This window comes from uncultured Algibacter sp. (genome assembly GCF_963976535.1).
Taxonomy (GTDB): Bacteria; Bacteroidota; Bacteroidia; order Flavobacteriales; family Flavobacteriaceae; genus Algibacter_B.
The window spans coordinates 1-15,653 of record NZ_CAXBLF010000069.1 but is presented as its reverse complement, the minus strand read 5'-3'; the positions used below and the strand labels follow the sequence as shown (position 1 = coordinate 15,653).

Sequence of the window (15,653 nt, the reverse complement as noted above, 5' to 3'; positions counted from 1 at the left end):
GGCGATGGAGCGTTAAGAAAATGTACAGTGTACATTTTTAGAGAACAGGCGAGCTGGCGCGCAGGGAAATTTTTAGTTGTCATCCTTTTCTGGAACAGGATCATAACCACTGCCTCCCCAAGGATGACAACTAAAAATCCGCTTTATAGCCAACCAACCACCTTTAAATAAACCATGTTTTAGTAGAGCCTCTTTACTGTAATGCGAACAAGTTGGGTTGTATCTACAAGTTGCTGGCGTTAAAGGAGATATTAGCGTTTGATACACTTTTATTAAAAACAAAAACGGTGCAATGAGAAGTTTTTTCATTTCGTAATAGGGTGTCAGGTTGAGCGCAGTCGAAACCTATATTTGCATTTAGAGATAAAATAGTCCTCGACTGCGCTCGAACTGACAAACATTTTTAATTTGTAGAAAACGTCGTTCCGTCCTTACCATCTTTAAGATGAATACCAACTTCGGCTAATTCATCACGAATTTTATCAGACAGGGCAAAATCTTTATTGGCTCTAGCATCCTGTCTTAGTCTGATTAAAACATCAACTGCTCCTGAAAGTTTATCGGTTCCGGAATCGCTTTTCGCGGTATTTTTTAGACCTAAAACATCATAAACAAAAATGTTTATAGTGTCCTTTAATATATCTAAATCTTCCGAAGACAATGTTTCTGAATGGTCTTTGATTTGATTAATATATTTAGCAGATTCAAATAAATGAGCAAGTAGAATAGGGGAATTAAAATCGTCATTCATCGCATCATAACATTTTTGTTTCCATGCATTTATATCTATTGAAGATGTTGCAGACCCTTTCAAATCATCTAAAAGATTCACAGCATCCATTAATCTATGAAACCCTTTTTCGCTAGCGAGTAAGCCATCATCCGTTAAATCTAATACACTTCGGTAAGATGACATGGCATTAAAAAAGCGAATAACACTAGGGCTATAGGCCTTAGTAAAGAATTTATTGTTTCCAGATAATAATTCATCTGGATTAACCGTGTTTCCTGTTGTTTTAGACATACGTTGTCCGTTCAACTCTAACATGTTAGCGTGCATCCAATAATTAACTGGACTTTTTCCTTTGGCAGCTTCATTCTGTGCAATTTCACATTCGTGGTGCGGAAATTTTAAATCCATACCACCTCCATGAATATCAAACTGTTCGCCTAAATATTTTGTACTCATGGCTGTACATTCTAAATGCCAACCAGGAAAACCATCACTCCATGGTGAAGGCCATCTCATAATATGCTGAGGTTCGGCTTTTTTCCAAAGTGCAAAATCTTGTGGATTCTTTTTATCACTTTGTCCATCCAATGTTCGTGTATTATGAATTAAATCTTCAAGCTTACGCTTACTTAATTTACCGTACTCATGAGTTTCATTGAATTTATGAACATCAAAATAAACCGAACCATTAACTTCATAAGCAAAACCATTTTCAATTATAGTATTGATTAGTTCGATTTGCTCTATAATATGACCTGTTGCCGTAGGCTCAATGCTTGGTGGTAAAAAATTAAATGTATTAAGTACGTTATGAAAATCTACCGTATAGCGTTGTACGACTTCCATAGGTTCAATTTGTTCTAAACGTGCTTTTTTAGTGATTTTATCTTCACCAGCATCAGCATCATTTTCTAAATGACCGGCATCTGTAATGTTTCTAACATATCTCACTTTATAGCCTAAATGCTTTAAATAGCGAAAAACCATATCAAAAGACATGAAGGTTCTCACATTACCTAAATGAACATTACTATAAACGGTAGGTCCGCAAACATACATTCCTATATGTCCCTCGTTAATAGGTTTGAATGTTTCTTTTTTGCCGGTAAGTGAGTTGTATAATTTAATCTGTTGTTCTTTGTAAAGCGGCATTACTGTTATTTGTTAAGTCGTTAGCTGTTGAGTCGATTAAGTTTATGTTTTAAGAAAATGATTCCTTAAAGCATTAATCTTATTAGTTATTGATTCAACTTCAAATCTAATATTTTTATAGTTTTCTTCAGAAATAAATTCGAGTTCTTTTGAAATAATAGTTTGATTTAATAATTCTAAAGCTGAACTATGCGCCATGGTCATAAAATGCGCTTTGTCTTTATTTGTTAATCATGCTGTGCCTTCTGCAATATTTGAAGAAACAGAAACTGAACATCGTCTCATTTGTGAAATTAATCCGAATTTTTCTTCTTTTGGAAATAAGTCTGTCGTTTTATGAGTTTTAACTGCAAGTTGAATCGCTTCTTTCCAAACTTCTAATTTTTCAAATGAATAAATATGCATATTTTATGGTTTAGTTGTTTGTCGTTTAGTTGTAAAGCTGATTGTTTGATTCGACTTTACAGCTTAACAACTAAACACCAAACACATTTAGAACTTAGTATCCAATTTAATGTAATCAAGAAATTCACGACGTGTCCCCATATCTTTAAATTTTCCTCCAAATTCAGAAGTTACAGTGCTACTTTCAATATCTCGAATACCTCTTGAATTTACACAAAGGTGTTTTGCGTCTATTATACAAGCTACATCTTTGGTGCCTAAAACCTCTTGAAGTTCTCTAACCACTTGAATGGTTAAGCGTTCTTGTACTTGCGGGCGTTTAGCGAAATAATCAACAATACGATTCATTTTAGATAAACCAACCACAGTTCCGTTAGAAATGTAAGCAATGTGAGCACGCCCAACTATTGGTAATAAATGATGCTCGCAAGTTGAATATACTGTAATATTCTTTTCAACCAGCATTTCGCCATACTTGTACTTGTTATCAAAAGTAGAAGCACTTGGTTTTTTGTCTGGATCTAGTCCTCCAAATATTTCATTAACAAACATTTTAGCTACACGGTTTGGTGTACCATTTAAACTGTCGTCTGTTAAATCTAAACCTAAGGTTTCCATGATATGACGAACATCATCCTTAATGATGTCAATCTTTTCCTCGTTATTTAATTTAAAAGCATCATTTCGCATTGGTGTATTTTCAGATGTACCAATATGCTCATTATCTAATGCATCAAAATCCTCTATATTACTATTAAACGCCATGATTTATAAGTCAAATTTTAGTTTGCAAAGATAAGCATTTCACTTTTTTGTTACCCTTTTTGATTGCAAATAATTAATTATTAAAGAATTCCTCGATTTATTAAATCGAGGTTTCAATTGAATTTGTCATTCTCGCGTAAGCGGGAAACCAGTTTAGTCACACTTTTTGTTCTAAAATTACATATAAATAAAAAAGCTTGAACATTAAGTTCAAGCTTTTAGTACTATTTTAAACTATATTATACAAATTATCACTCAAAATAACCCATATAATTTGTTTCTATTTCGTTCATATTTCAATATAAAATAAAACCGTAACTAAGGCTATGCTTGAATTTTCTATTTCATCTGAACAAAATATAATTCAAATTATTTATAGCTCATTTTAAATAATAATTGGTATTAAATATTAAAACTTAAAGATAGTGTGATGTTAGAATTTGTTCGGTCTATAGTTGCGGTATCAGTTAGACCAACATTATAAAGCGGTGTAGCATCAGTTCGTTCCCATTTATCATAAGTTATATCTAGTTTGGTGTTGCCAAAGTTATAACCAAGACCTAAAGAATACCCTGTTAAATCTCCTACTGTCAAACCATCAGTATATGGACTTTCTTCAAACCGGTAACCACCTCTAAAAGCAAATTGCTTATGCTTATACTCAGCACCAAAACGATAGGTTGAAGCATCAGTTAAAACATCACTTATGGCATTGTTTAAATCAGTATAATCTTGATTTGGTGTAAACTCAGTATTTCCATAATTCTTTTTGGAATAATCGAAACTTATCAATCCTTGTTTGGCAAATATATAAGCTAAACTTCCAGTAATTTTTGAAGGTGTTTTTAGTTTATATTGAGGATAAATATTGACAATATCGCCTATAAAACGAATGTCTGAATCTGCCTCATTTGAATCAATAAATTGTGTTGTTTCCTCTTCTATAGTGTACCACGTTGGAGAATCATAAGTTAAGCCAACTCTAAATTCGGGAGATAACTTCATGATACCACCAAGTTGAAATGAAAATCCGCTACCTGTTGTAGATAAGTTATTGTCAAAATCAATAGCATTTATTAAGGCGCCATTTGGATTGTTCTCTTGCAAAGATGTGCTTCGTTGATAATCTATAAAATGTGAATTCAAGTTTATTCCTAAGTAGAGATTATCTTCATACTGAGTTGCAAGGTTAAATGAAATTTTTCCATTATACCCAGTGCTTGAATATAGGTAATCTTGATTAAAAGTTCCATCTGCCAAATTGGAGAAGTAAGTTGTATTCTCATCGTCATCTGCATCAGGTTCAAGAATAAAAGCCTGATACCCTAAGAACGCCTGTTGATGGCCAAAACCAAATACGTTTCCTATATCTGAATAAGCGTCTTCAATAAGTTCTCCATCTAACAAAGAAATATCGGCTAGTCTCACACCGTCAGCATAACTTAAGAAATAAAGATCTATAGATTGGTTATTCGTATTTGTACCAACAGCATTCCAAAAATCATCAAAATTATTAGTTCTGTCGTAAGCTATTCCAATTGTAAATTTTTTCCAAGGCGAATTGGTATTACGATTAGCAAAAACAAATGCAGCACCACCTTGATTAATATCAAAATTAGAAACATTTGAATTGGTTAAGCCTCCAAAATAATTAGTACTGTTTTCTGAATCTACATTCGACCCAGTAAAGGATGCATGACTTCTACTAAAAACAGCAGAACCAGCTGGATTTGCACTAACTGCGCTCATATCGCCACCTAAGGCACCAAAAGCACCACTTAAGGCTCTAAAACGAGCGGTTCCTTGAATTTCACTTTGTGAAAATCTTACGGCATCACTTATATCTTGCCCGTAAATTGTAGACATAGATAGTAAACCCATGAATAGTAAATTTAACTTTTTTATCTGCATAGTTTTATTTTTTTAGGGGGTCAGATGTAATTCACCATTTAAAAATTAAGTCTTTTATAACTTAATATTACGGTTCATTTCATATTGCATATTTTTCGCTTTATTAAATAAGATTAACGTCTTCTACCACCACCTGAAGATCTTGAACCACCACCAGAACTTCTGCCACTGCTAGATGATCTAGTACTTGATCTGGAACTAGAAGAACTTCTGCTTGGTGAGTAACTAGAATTATTAGAAGATCTTCTAATACTAGAATTACTCCTTGTTGGTTGTCTGTATGTAGAACTCGAGCTCCTTCTTGCTGCTGAAGATGAAGATCTTGTTGTAGAATTTGTAGAAGGTGTTCTTCTTGTTACTGCAGATCTTCTTGTAACACCAGAAGATGTACGAGTGCCATTAGGGTTGTAATAAGCTCTTCTATTTGTTGTAGCTGAAGTAGAGTTTCTAGCAACACTACTTCTTCTTGTTGTATTGTATTTTGATGTGGTCCCTCTGCCTTGAGAATTTACAGAGCTTCGTCTGCTTAAATTATTTCCACTAGAATTGGCTGTGTAACTACCTCTTCTGCTAGCACTATATGAAGCTCTTCTCCTATTATTATAGTAACTATTGCCGTAATATCCATAATTTCCGTAACCAGAACCATAATATCCATAACCCCATGGATTGTAATACCCGAAACCACCATAAAAGCCACCACCATAAAAGCCACCGCCATAAAAACCACCACCATAATAAGATGGCCAGAAGTTGTTGTAAAAGCCCCAGTTATTATAACCGTAGCCCCAGTCATTCCATCCATAACCAAATCCACCATTCCAGCCCCAGTTATTCCAGCCGTTGTCTATATAGTTAATGGTAACATTATTACTGTTTTGGCCCCAGCCAGCATAACCTTGATAGTCATTAACTAGGGTGTCATTCACAGCATAATTAGTGTCTTCGTAAGCATCAATATCTGTAAAAATAGCATCATTAGCGTTATAGTTCTCAGATTCTATAGATTTTGTTTTAAAATAGTTTTTATAGTAAGTACTATTAGATTCGTTTGGTATTTCAACAACGGCTACAGTATTTTGAGGTACTGGTATGTCACCATAAATACCATCACTGTCAACGCCAACGTATTGGTATGAACCACATGAAGCTAAGCCAAACAGTAAACCAAGAAGGGCTACAAATGGCGTTTTTCTTTTTAGGTAGTTGTTAAATTGCATATCTCTATAATTTTATTGTTGAACATAACAAAAATAGTTAGTTTTGCTGAACTATTTTATATTTCTAATAGATACAATATTTGTGCCAAAACAAAGATATGAGCAAAAAACTTACGAGTAGAGCAGAAGATTATTCAAAATGGTATAACGAATTGGTTGTTAAAGCAGACTTAGCAGAGAATTCGGCGGTAAGAGGTTGTATGGTAATCAAGCCCTATGGTTATGCAATTTGGGAAAAAATGCAGGCAGAATTAGATAAAATGTTTAAAGAAACAGGACATCAAAACGCCTATTTTCCATTATTTGTGCCTAAAAGTTTGTTTGAAGCTGAAGAAAAAAATGCTGAAGGTTTTGCAAAAGAATGTGCTATAGTTACGCATTACCGGTTACAAAATGACCCAGATAAGCCAGGAAAGTTAAGAGTAGATCCAGAAGCAAAGCTAGAAGAGGAACTTATTGTAAGACCCACTAGTGAAGCTATTATTTGGAATACCTTTAGAGGATGGGTTCAATCATATAGAGATTTACCGCTTTTAATAAACCAGTGGGCCAATGTGGTACGTTGGGAAATGCGTACCCGTTTGTTTTTACGTACCGCAGAATTTTTATGGCAAGAAGGTCATACAGCCCATGAAACTAAAGTAGAAGCTTTAGCTGAGGCTGAATTAATGAATAATGTTTATGCTACGTTTGCTGAAAAATTCATGGCAATGCCTGTTATTCAAGGATTAAAAACAGCGAGTGAGCGATTTGCGGGAGCTGAAGAAACCTATTGTATTGAAGCTTTAATGCAAGATGGGAAAGCATTACAAGCAGGAACGTCACATTTTTTAGGTCAGAATTTTGCAAAGGCATTTGATGTTAAATTTGCCAATAAAGAAGGCAAGCAAGATTATGTTTGGGCAACATCTTGGGGTGTTTCTACACGATTAATGGGTGCCTTAATTATGACACATAGTGATGATTATGGATTAGTATTGCCACCAAGCTTAGCGCCAAATCAAGTAGTTATTGTTCCTATATATAAAAGTGAAGACGATTTAAATGCCATTACAGAAGTAGCGCATGGTATTTTAAGTGATTTACGAGGAAAAAATATTACTGTTAAGTACGATAACAGAACAACTCATAGACCAGGTGCTAAATTTGCGCAACACGAATTACAAGGTGTACCATTACGAATCGCTATTGGGGCACGAGATTTAGCCAACGGTACTGTTGAAATCGCAAGACGAGACACCTTGACCAAAGAAGTTGTAAGTCTTGACAGTCTGAACGAAAAGATAGAAGGGTTATTAGCAGAAATACAAGAATCTTTATTTAAAAAAGCTTTGGATTTTAGAAATGAACATATTTCGGAAGTAGATACTTTTGATGAATTTAAAACGGTTTTAGAAACTAAAACTGGTTTTATTTTAGCGCATTGGGATGGTACTAATGAAACAGAAGACAAAATTAAAGCCCTTACCAAAGCCACTATTAGGTGTATTCCTTTAGAAGGAGAAGTTGAAGCAGGTGTTTGTGTGTATTCAGGAAAACCTTCAAAACGTAGAGTATTGTTTGCAAAGGCGTATTAATTTATGTTATAATCGAGGCTATAATAAATTTTTTTAAAAAAATATTATTTACCTCTTGCAACATTTAAAAATAGTTGTATTTTTGCATCCGCAATGGAAACGTTGTAAGTTATTTGAAAGATATTGTAAGTATGGATTTTAGTATTTATATTTGCACACTTGAAACAAAGGGCCCGTTCGTCTATCGGCTAGGACGCATGGTTTTCATCCATGTAAGAGGGGTTCGATTCCCCTACGGGCTACAATTAAAAATTTAAGAAAAAACAAAATGGCAAATCACAAGTCAGCATTAAAGAGAATTAGAAGTAACGAAGCAAAACGCTTGACTAACAAATATCAGCATAAAACGACTCGTAATGCGATTAAAAAATTACGTGAGTTAACTGATAAAAAAGAAGCTGAAACAATGTTTCCTTCAATTGTTTCTATGTTAGATAGATTAGCAAAGAAAAATGTTATTCATGCTAACAAAGCAGCTAACCTTAAATCTGGTTTAGCAAAACACGTTGCTGCACTTTAATTAGATTTAAAGTTTCAAAATATTTAAAAGCTTCATAGAAATATGAGGCTTTTTTTATGCGGATTAGTTTTAATAATGGTAAAGAAAGTGGTGTTGACAGATAGGCTTGCGTGAGGGATAGTAACGGATAGCCCACAGCGAGGTAGGAGCGAGGACTAGTAGTGAATAGCCCGACCCCGTTTTTTTCGGGGGCACGCCCAAATTGTTTTATTTTAATTGATTTAATTCTGTACCAGAATTAACCTCATAAGGGACTTTATTATATTCAAAAATTCTGGCGGTTAATTCACCTTTTAAAGTTATAGAATCATTATTAACATGTAACCAACTGCCTTCTCTTAAACCAATAACGGGTTGCGTATTAAAGGAATGAAATTCTTTTATTCTGGTTTCTCTGGTTTCACCCATGTGCTTGCTATTAGAATTTGGGTCTAAATAATGCGGATTTATATTAAAAGGAACCCAGCCTAAAGCATTAAAACTTGGTGGATATACTATGGGCATATCGTTAGTAGTTTTAATGGTTAGCCCACAAATGTTACTGCCCGCACTGGTGCCTAAATATGGTGTGCCGTTTTGGATAGTTTGTTTTAAAGTATCAATGACGTTGTTTTTGTATAATTGATTTATTAAAACAAAGGTGTTACCGCCGCCAATAAAAATACCTTCAGCGTTTTTAATGGCCTCCAATGGGTTATTAAATTCATGAATGCCTTTTACTTTTTTATTAATTTTAGTGAAAGCTTTATTTGCAGTTTTGGTATAATCATTATGCGATATGCCACCAGGTCTTGCATAAGGGATAAAAAGAATGGTATGGGCATTTTTAAAAAACACTTTTAAATCATCTAAAATATATTCTAAATATCCACTACCATGGATGGTTGACGTACTAGCAATAATAATATTTCGCATAAAATAATAGTTTTATTTGTAAAGCTAATCAAAAAATGTTTTTAGCAAAGATTTCGTGAAATTTACTTTACAATTTGAATTTAAAGTAGTAATTTTAAAATAAAAAACTTATGAAAAAATGTATTCTCTTTTTAACTTTTTTAGTCTCTATAAATGCTGTTTCTCAAAACATCATTAGGGTTGAAGTATCTGGAAAAATAATAGTTGAAGGCAGTGATGTTTCTGGTATTACCATATTTAATACGTCTTCGAATACAGGTACAATTACTGACGAAAACGGAGAATTTAAATTAAAAGTGTCTTTAAAAGATAACATTGAAGTTAGTGCACTTCAATATCAAAATATAAGTTTTGAAGTTAATGCAGCTATTCTCAAATCAAAGAAAATGAAACTTTTTTTAATTGAAGAGATTAATAAGTTGGATGAAGTTATAGTATTTACAAAAGGGCTGTCGGGAAATTTAATCACAGATGTAGCAGCCACTACACCTTTTAAGCCTAAGTTAGATGCTCTTTATTTTGGTGTTAAAAAAAGCAAGGAGTATGATTTTGAAAAAGATTATAAATCTGGAGTGAATAATATTACTGTTGATAGGCAACACCAAACTATGGTAAATGGCCTTGACATTGTTAATGTAGTTGATCAGCTATTACTTCCTTTATTTCGATCGAAGGTAAAAGACAAAAAGAAAGCAGGTGTGCCTGATGTTCCAATTGAATCTATTAAACATTATTTTGGTTCAAACTTTCTTACTGATAATTTCAATATCCCAGAACATCGTGTTGAAGAATTTATCAGATTTGTTCATAATGGTGATTTTGATTTTTCATTGCTTAACTACGGAAAGGAAATGGAATTTCTTGAAATTCTGAATAAAAAAAGTATTGAATTCTTGAAAGCAAAAAATTAAGAACGCCTATTCTACATGGCTTTTAACAAAATATTAGAGGCTCTTTACATTTTCTTTAAGATTTGAAATACGTTCTTTATACTCTAATTTAACCAATTTGAGCCGCGTATTATTTTTTATAGGATTAGTTTTATCGTCATTTTCTATTCATAGTCAATCTATTAATAGAGTTGAAGTAAATGGTATTCTTTTTTCAAATAACAACGATGTTGAAGCCGTAACCGTTTTTAATAAATCGTCAAATAAAGGCACAATTACTAATAACAAAGGTGAGTTTAAATTAAAAGTAGCCTTAAACGACGTTATTGAAATATCAGCATTACAATTTCAAACAGTCACAGTTACAATTGATACAGATATTGTTAAATCAAAACAATTAAAAATACAGTTAGTTGAACAAGTTAATCAACTAGACGCTGTTACACTTTCGTCTGGTTTAACAGGGAATATAGAAACAGATGTTGCTAATGTAAAAACCGTAAAGCCTATGATTCTTGATATGGGTAATATGGATATTGATTTTGAATATAATGATGATAAAGCGTTTGATAATTCAGTTATTGAAAATCATTTAACGTCCATAATAAATCCTGATGCACGCAATTATTTACCTAATATAGGAGCGATTCTAGGGTTAATTTTTAAATCGAAAAAAAGATTAAAAATTAAAAAAGATGTTTTTGTTGGTTATGAATATGAAAAACCAAAGGATTTATTAACTGTTTTTACTCTAAATTATATTCAAGAAGAATTTGAAATTCCTGAAGAAAAAGTACATTTATTTATTGCGTTTGTTGAAAATAATGGTGTAAATTCAGAACTTTTAGAACCTAAAAACAAGCTATTACTTATTGAGTTTTTAGTCAAACAAAAGGAACTATTTTTAATACATCAAGATGCTAAAAATTAGATGTGTATTAATAGTATTCATTTTAATGGGATTTCAGAACACCTTTTCTCAATCTATTAAAGTATCAGGTAGAATTAAGAGTAATACGAATATCGAAAATATTCATGTTATAAATATAACCGCGCAGGTTTTTACAATAACTGATAAAAAAGGGCTTTTTACTATTACTGCAAAATTAAATGATACTTTAAAATTTTCGTCGGTTCAACATAAACTGAAGGAAGTGGTGGTTTCAAAAGAAATAATTTCTACCAAAGTTATTTTTGTAACATTGGAGGAACATATTAATGAGCTAGATGAAGTTGTTGTTGGTAAAGTGTTAACTGGAGATTTACTGTCTGATATTACAAACACAGCGGGAGAACCACCAATTAATTTCTATGATGTGGGTATTCCTGGTTATACGGGCAAACCGGCTACACAAAGTGAGCGTAAAATGGATGAAGCAACTACTGGTCCTAATGGAAAAAAATTAAAATGGTATTCCCCTTTAACGGGATCAATTCCTTTAAACCCTATATTAAATGGGCTTAGCGGTAGAACAAAAATGCTGAAGAATAGAGTTAAACTTGAAGAAAGAGAAGTGTTAATGCAAAGTATAAAATCTAGACTGTCTAAAGATTTTTTTGTTTCTAATCCTTTAGATGAGGCATTAAAAATGGACTTCTTTTATTTCTGTGCAGATGATGAAAATTTTGTAAAGCATTGTAAAAACCAAAGAGACTTTAAAATTTTGATTTTTTTAAGAATGAAATACATTCAGTATTTAAAGAATATTAATTCAAATAAAAAATAATAAGATTTGGAATGCTTTTTGAATATCAAAGAAGTATTTTAGTCAGCCTTAAATCAGAATAATGAAGGTTTTTAAAATTTTGATAATTATTTTTATAATACCGCTATTTGCGTTTACATCAATGCATAAATACTATATAAGTGTTACGCAAATTAATTATATAAAGGAAAAGGAATCACTTCAAATTACTTCTAGACTATTTATTGACGATTTTGAAAATGCATTAAAATCAAATTATGATGATAATATTGTACTTGCTGAAAAAGATGAACCTATAATTATTGATACTTATATTCAAAGATACCTGCAAGATAGAATCAAGTTACGTATCAATAACAAACCTGTTACATTCATTTATATTGGTAAAGAATATGAAGGCGATATAGTAAGGTGTTACCTAGAAGTTGAACATGTAAAAAGTATAGAATCTTTCTCCATTACTAACAGCGTTTTATTCGATTTACAGAACGATCAACAAAATATCGTAAAAACGAATATAAATTCTAAAAATAAAAGTGTCATTTTAACTTATGATAATCCTAATGCTTTGTTAAAATTTAATTAAAATGAAGCCAGTTGGATGCGTAATTTAGTATTTTCGGTCACATTTTATAACAATCTTCTAACGAAAATTGTAAAAAACACTTTTTTTTCTAATACAATATAAAATAACTATGAGAAAACACACTTATCTATTCTTGTCATTAATATTTCTTTTTTCTGGTGCTTTTGCTCAAGAGCAAGCTACTGAAAAGCCGCAAGGTCATACAGATCAGAACAAGTTTAGGCAAATGAAAGATGTTTTGGCAACACCAAACGAAACTAGAACAGCTTCGGGTGCTCCAGGTTATGCTTACACACAACAAAAGGTGGATTATGTAATGAACCTTCGTTTAGATGAAAATAAAAGTCAAATTTTTGGTGATGAAAAAATAACGTACCATAATAATTCAAAAGATTATTTGGAATACTTATGGGTTCAGTTAGATCAAAATATGCGTGCAAAAGATTCTAAAACTCCAGATATTACTACAGAAAGTTTTAATGCTGCTTTTAATAGTTCTGGTTCTTTTACAAAAGCGAATTTAAAAGAAAAATTTGACGGTGGTTTCAATATAGAATATGTTAAGAATGAAGATGGTTCAGATTTACCGTTTGTGATAAATCAAACCATGATGCGAATAAATTTAGCTAAACCATTGGCGCCAGGTGAAACATTTAAATTTCAAATAAAATGGTGGTACAATGTTAATAATCATGTTTTAGACGGAGGAAGATCTGGTTATGAGGCTTTCCCTGATGGTAATAATACCTATGTAATAGCTCAGTTTTATCCAAGACTTTGTGTTTATGATAATGTTGAAGGTTGGCAAAATATGCAATTCTGGGGAAGAAGTGAATTTGCTTTAGAATTTGGTGATTTTGATGTTAAGATTACTGTTCCTTCTGACCATTTATTGGAAGCAACAGGAGTTTTGCAAAACAGAAAAGATGTGTTAACAAAAGCACAACTTAAGCGTTACCAGCAAGCTACGAAATCTTTTAAAGACCCAGTATTCATTGTAACTCAAGAAGAAGCTGAAAAAGCTGAAACACAAAAAAGTACAAAACAAAAAACGTGGCATTTTAAAGCTAAGAATGTTAGAGATTATGCTTTTGCTTCATCAAGAAAGTTTATATATGATGCCATGGCGGTTAATATTAATGGAAGATCTGTAATGGCTATTTCACTATATTCTAAAGAAGGTAATCCATTATGGGAAGAGCATTCAACTAGAGTTGTAGCAAATACACTCGAAGAATACTCAAAATTAACTTTCGATTATCCTTATAATAAAGCTATTTCGGTTCATGCTGAAATGGGAATGGAATATCCTATGATATGTTTTAATTATGGTCGTCCAAACCCAGATGGAACCTATTCTGAAAGATTAAAAAGAGGTATGATTGGGGTAATTACGCATGAGGTTGGGCATAACTTTTTCCCAATGATTATAAATAGTGATGAGCGCCAATGGACATGGATGGATGAAGGGTTAAACTCTTTTGTTGAAACTTTAGCAGAGTTAGATTATGATCCTAATTATATTACAGGAAACCTTCCAAAAGATATTGTACCTTATATGGGTGGCGATCAAAATTTTATTTCTCCAATAATGTCTCAAGGAGATTATGTTCACCAATTTGGACCTAACGCCTACACAAAACCAGCGGCAGCATTATATATGTTAAGAGAAACCATTATGGGACCAGAGTTGTTTGATTATGCGTTTAGAACTTACTCACAGCGTTGGATGTTTAAACACCCAACACCTGCTGATTTCTTTAGAACCATGGAAGATGCTTCTGCCATGGATTTAGATTGGTTCTGGAGAGGATGGTTCTACACCACAGATTATACTGATATTGGTGTTAAGGGTGTTAAACAATACTATTTAACAGATCAGCCTTCAGAAACAGCAAAAGAAATTGCAAAAAGGTATAATATGGATTTAGCAGAATACAAGGATAAATTAGTGTATTATGCAGAAGCAGAAGAGGGTAAAAAGCCAGAAAATGCAAAAAGCGTTTCAGATTTTAAATTTTTAACTGATTATATAGAAGGTCTTCCGGAAGAAGAAAAAGCACGATTAAAAGATGCACCTAAATATTTCTATGAGGTTACCTTTGAGAAACCAGGCGGATTAGTAATGCCTATAATATTGGAGATAGCTTATGAGGATGGGACTAAAGAAAGAAAAACATTCCCAGCTCAAATATGGAGATATAATGAAAAGGAAGTACAAAAAGTGTTTAGAACGGATAAGGCTATAACAAGTTTAATTGTTGACCCTGATCTAGAAACTGCCGATGTTGATACTTCAAATAATGCATGGCCTAAGAAAGTTGAAGCTAACAAATTTGATAAATTCAAAGAAAAGGTAAAAGGTTAATAAAATTTGATGTTTCATAAAGAACCGATTTTGCAATCGCTTTTTTGTTACGTAGACCTGACAGGTTTTCAAAACCTGTCTGGTCTTTGTTATCCTGAAAATTGCGAGTAGTTTATTTCTCAAAATTAATTTTTGTCATGTACTTAAAATTTTAATAAAAAGAATTCTACGAAGCTTGTCCCGAGGTTCCCATTAAAATTGTAATTCCTGCAAAGGCGTGAATCTAAATATTAGAATTTTAGTTTTTCTTCTTTTTGTTAAAATGAAAGGAGCTAGATACTCACATTGCTTGTCTCGAAGTTAGTTTGAATCAAGAAATTCTTCATTTGGTAAATGATATAATAAAAACAACTCACTATATTTGTATTGTGATACAACAAGCAACATTCTTATTTATTAGTGGTGGAGAAATAGCATTTATACTATTTATTGCCATCATGGTCTTTGGTGCAGATAAACTACCAGAAATTGCTCGTGGTTTAGGTAAAGGCATGCGTACACTTAAAGACGCAACCAACGACATTAAAAATGAAATCACAAAAACTGCCGAAAATAACGGTATTGATACCAGCATTACTAAAGATGTAAAAAAGGAACTCAATAAAGTAAAAGATGAAATAGAAGATTTTACGGGTTCAGTAAAACGGAAATTTTAGCAGTTTATCTATTCAACGACTTGTATTTCATCTATTAGTCAATTTCTTACTACATTTTAACGAATTTTTAAGTTTTGTTTTGGTTTAAAAAATACCTTTGGAATCCCTCCCCAAATTAATATTTGAGTCCCTCCCCAAATCAATTATTAAAAATCATGAAAACTAACCTATTAATATGTTTTCTATTCTTTTCTATAATTAGGGCTTGCTGATTTTCTAAAAAAATAGACATAACTAATTATCAATCAA

Annotated in this window: 14 protein-coding genes, 1 tRNA gene and 1 pseudogene; 9 read left to right on the top strand and 7 right to left on the bottom strand. The window is 32.4% G+C overall.

The annotated features are described in order from the left end of the window. Positions 1 to 72 precede the first annotated feature (72 nt). From yidD to AAC024_RS14030, 6 genes and pseudogenes are all read right to left on the bottom strand, one after another. On the bottom strand, positions 73 to 309 hold the full coding sequence (gene yidD / locus AAC024_RS14055; RefSeq protein WP_339896121.1) for a membrane protein insertion efficiency factor YidD: 237 nt from the start codon (positions 307 to 309) through the stop codon (positions 73 to 75). A gap of 94 nt (positions 310 to 403) precedes the next feature. After that, positions 404 to 1,885 carry a cysteine--tRNA ligase gene (cysS, locus tag AAC024_RS14050; protein WP_339896120.1) on the bottom strand — a complete coding sequence of 494 codons (1,482 nt, stop codon included), beginning with the start codon at positions 1,883 to 1,885 and terminating at the stop codon, positions 404 to 406. A gap of 42 nt (positions 1,886 to 1,927) precedes the next feature. Beyond that, positions 1,928 to 2,290, bottom strand: a pseudogene (locus AAC024_RS14045) (four helix bundle protein). Between the two features lie 87 nt (positions 2,291 to 2,377). Beyond that, positions 2,378 to 3,055 (bottom strand): GTP cyclohydrolase I FolE, encoded by a 678-nt coding sequence (folE, locus tag AAC024_RS14040; RefSeq protein WP_339896119.1) that lies wholly within the window; start codon positions 3,053 to 3,055, stop codon positions 2,378 to 2,380. A gap of 402 nt (positions 3,056 to 3,457) precedes the next feature. Then, positions 3,458 to 4,936: an outer membrane protein transport protein gene (locus AAC024_RS14035; protein ID WP_339896118.1), complete on the bottom strand. Its 1,479-nt coding sequence runs from the start codon at positions 4,934 to 4,936 to the stop codon at positions 3,458 to 3,460. Positions 4,937 to 5,079: 143 nt separating this feature from the next. After that, positions 5,080 to 6,186 (bottom strand): hypothetical protein, encoded by a 1,107-nt coding sequence (locus AAC024_RS14030; protein ID WP_339896117.1) that lies wholly within the window; start codon positions 6,184 to 6,186, stop codon positions 5,080 to 5,082. Positions 6,187 to 6,284: 98 nt separating this feature from the next. Between AAC024_RS14030 and proS the strand changes: the two genes are divergently transcribed. From proS to rpsT, 3 genes are all read left to right on the top strand, one after another. Continuing rightward, positions 6,285 to 7,763: a proline--tRNA ligase gene (gene proS / locus AAC024_RS14025; protein WP_339896116.1), complete on the top strand. Its 1,479-nt coding sequence runs from the start codon at positions 6,285 to 6,287 to the stop codon at positions 7,761 to 7,763. 170 nt (positions 7,764 to 7,933) lie between these two features. After that, positions 7,934 to 8,005 (top strand) — tRNA-Glu (locus tag AAC024_RS14020). A gap of 26 nt (positions 8,006 to 8,031) precedes the next feature. Further along, positions 8,032 to 8,283: a 30S ribosomal protein S20 gene (rpsT, locus tag AAC024_RS14015; RefSeq protein WP_339896115.1), complete on the top strand. Its 252-nt coding sequence runs from the start codon at positions 8,032 to 8,034 to the stop codon at positions 8,281 to 8,283. Between the two features lie 207 nt (positions 8,284 to 8,490). On the opposite strand, the gene pepE is transcribed toward rpsT, so the two are convergent. Then, on the bottom strand, positions 8,491 to 9,198 hold the full coding sequence (gene pepE, locus AAC024_RS14010; protein WP_339896114.1) for a dipeptidase PepE: 708 nt from the start codon (positions 9,196 to 9,198) through the stop codon (positions 8,491 to 8,493). Positions 9,199 to 9,308: 110 nt separating this feature from the next. Here pepE and AAC024_RS14005 point away from each other — a divergent pair, with 110 nt between their 5' ends. The 6 genes from AAC024_RS14005 (at position 9,309) to AAC024_RS13980 (ending at position 15,404) form a co-directional block, all read left to right on the top strand. Continuing rightward, positions 9,309 to 10,109, top strand: coding sequence for a carboxypeptidase-like regulatory domain-containing protein (locus tag AAC024_RS14005; protein WP_339896113.1), 801 nt, complete (start codon positions 9,309 to 9,311; stop codon positions 10,107 to 10,109). Between the two features lie 97 nt (positions 10,110 to 10,206). Continuing rightward, entirely contained in the window at positions 10,207 to 11,019 is an 813-nt protein-coding gene (locus AAC024_RS14000; protein WP_339896112.1) for a carboxypeptidase-like regulatory domain-containing protein, read from the top strand. Beyond that, the gene (locus AAC024_RS13995) at positions 11,006 to 11,815 is read left to right on the top strand and encodes a hypothetical protein (RefSeq protein ID WP_339896111.1); all 810 of its coding nucleotides are present in this window, start codon (positions 11,006 to 11,008) and stop codon (positions 11,813 to 11,815) included. The genes AAC024_RS14000 and AAC024_RS13995 overlap by 14 nt, the downstream gene beginning before the upstream one ends. 61 nt (positions 11,816 to 11,876) lie before the next feature. After that, positions 11,877 to 12,380 (top strand): DUF6702 family protein, encoded by a 504-nt coding sequence (locus tag AAC024_RS13990; protein WP_339896109.1) that lies wholly within the window; start codon positions 11,877 to 11,879, stop codon positions 12,378 to 12,380. 109 nt (positions 12,381 to 12,489) lie between these two features. Then, positions 12,490 to 14,748, top strand: coding sequence for a M1 family metallopeptidase (locus tag AAC024_RS13985; RefSeq protein ID WP_339896108.1), 2,259 nt, complete (start codon positions 12,490 to 12,492; stop codon positions 14,746 to 14,748). Positions 14,749 to 15,116: 368 nt separating this feature from the next. Beyond that, entirely contained in the window at positions 15,117 to 15,404 is a 288-nt protein-coding gene (locus tag AAC024_RS13980) for a twin-arginine translocase TatA/TatE family subunit (RefSeq protein WP_339896107.1), read from the top strand. The last annotated feature ends 249 nt before the right edge of the window (positions 15,405 to 15,653 follow it).

What these genes read in the sequence shown, in the direction of transcription:
- yidD (WP_339896121.1), bottom strand. Translation starts at nt 309, where the DNA reads ATGAAAAAACTTCTCATTGCACCGTTTTTGTTTTTAATAAAAGTGTAT.
- cysS (WP_339896120.1), bottom strand. Translation starts at nt 1,885, where the DNA reads ATGCCGCTTTACAAAGAACAACAGATTAAATTATACAACTCACTTACC.
- folE (WP_339896119.1), bottom strand. Translation starts at nt 3,055, where the DNA reads ATGGCGTTTAATAGTAATATAGAGGATTTTGATGCATTAGATAATGAG.
- AAC024_RS14035 (WP_339896118.1), bottom strand. Translation starts at nt 4,936, where the DNA reads ATGGGTTTACTATCTATGTCTACAATTTACGGGCAAGATATAAGTGAT.
- AAC024_RS14030 (WP_339896117.1), bottom strand. Translation starts at nt 6,186, where the DNA reads ATGCAATTTAACAACTACCTAAAAAGAAAAACGCCATTTGTAGCCCTT.
- proS (WP_339896116.1), top strand. Translation starts at nt 6,285, where the DNA reads ATGAGCAAAAAACTTACGAGTAGAGCAGAAGATTATTCAAAATGGTAT.
- rpsT (WP_339896115.1), top strand. Translation starts at nt 8,032, where the DNA reads ATGGCAAATCACAAGTCAGCATTAAAGAGAATTAGAAGTAACGAAGCA.
- pepE (WP_339896114.1), bottom strand. Translation starts at nt 9,198, where the DNA reads ATGCGAAATATTATTATTGCTAGTACGTCAACCATCCATGGTAGTGGA.
- AAC024_RS14005 (WP_339896113.1), top strand. Translation starts at nt 9,309, where the DNA reads ATGAAAAAATGTATTCTCTTTTTAACTTTTTTAGTCTCTATAAATGCT.
- AAC024_RS13995 (WP_339896111.1), top strand. Translation starts at nt 11,006, where the DNA reads ATGCTAAAAATTAGATGTGTATTAATAGTATTCATTTTAATGGGATTT.
- AAC024_RS13990 (WP_339896109.1), top strand. Translation starts at nt 11,877, where the DNA reads ATGAAGGTTTTTAAAATTTTGATAATTATTTTTATAATACCGCTATTT.
- AAC024_RS13985 (WP_339896108.1), top strand. Translation starts at nt 12,490, where the DNA reads ATGAGAAAACACACTTATCTATTCTTGTCATTAATATTTCTTTTTTCT.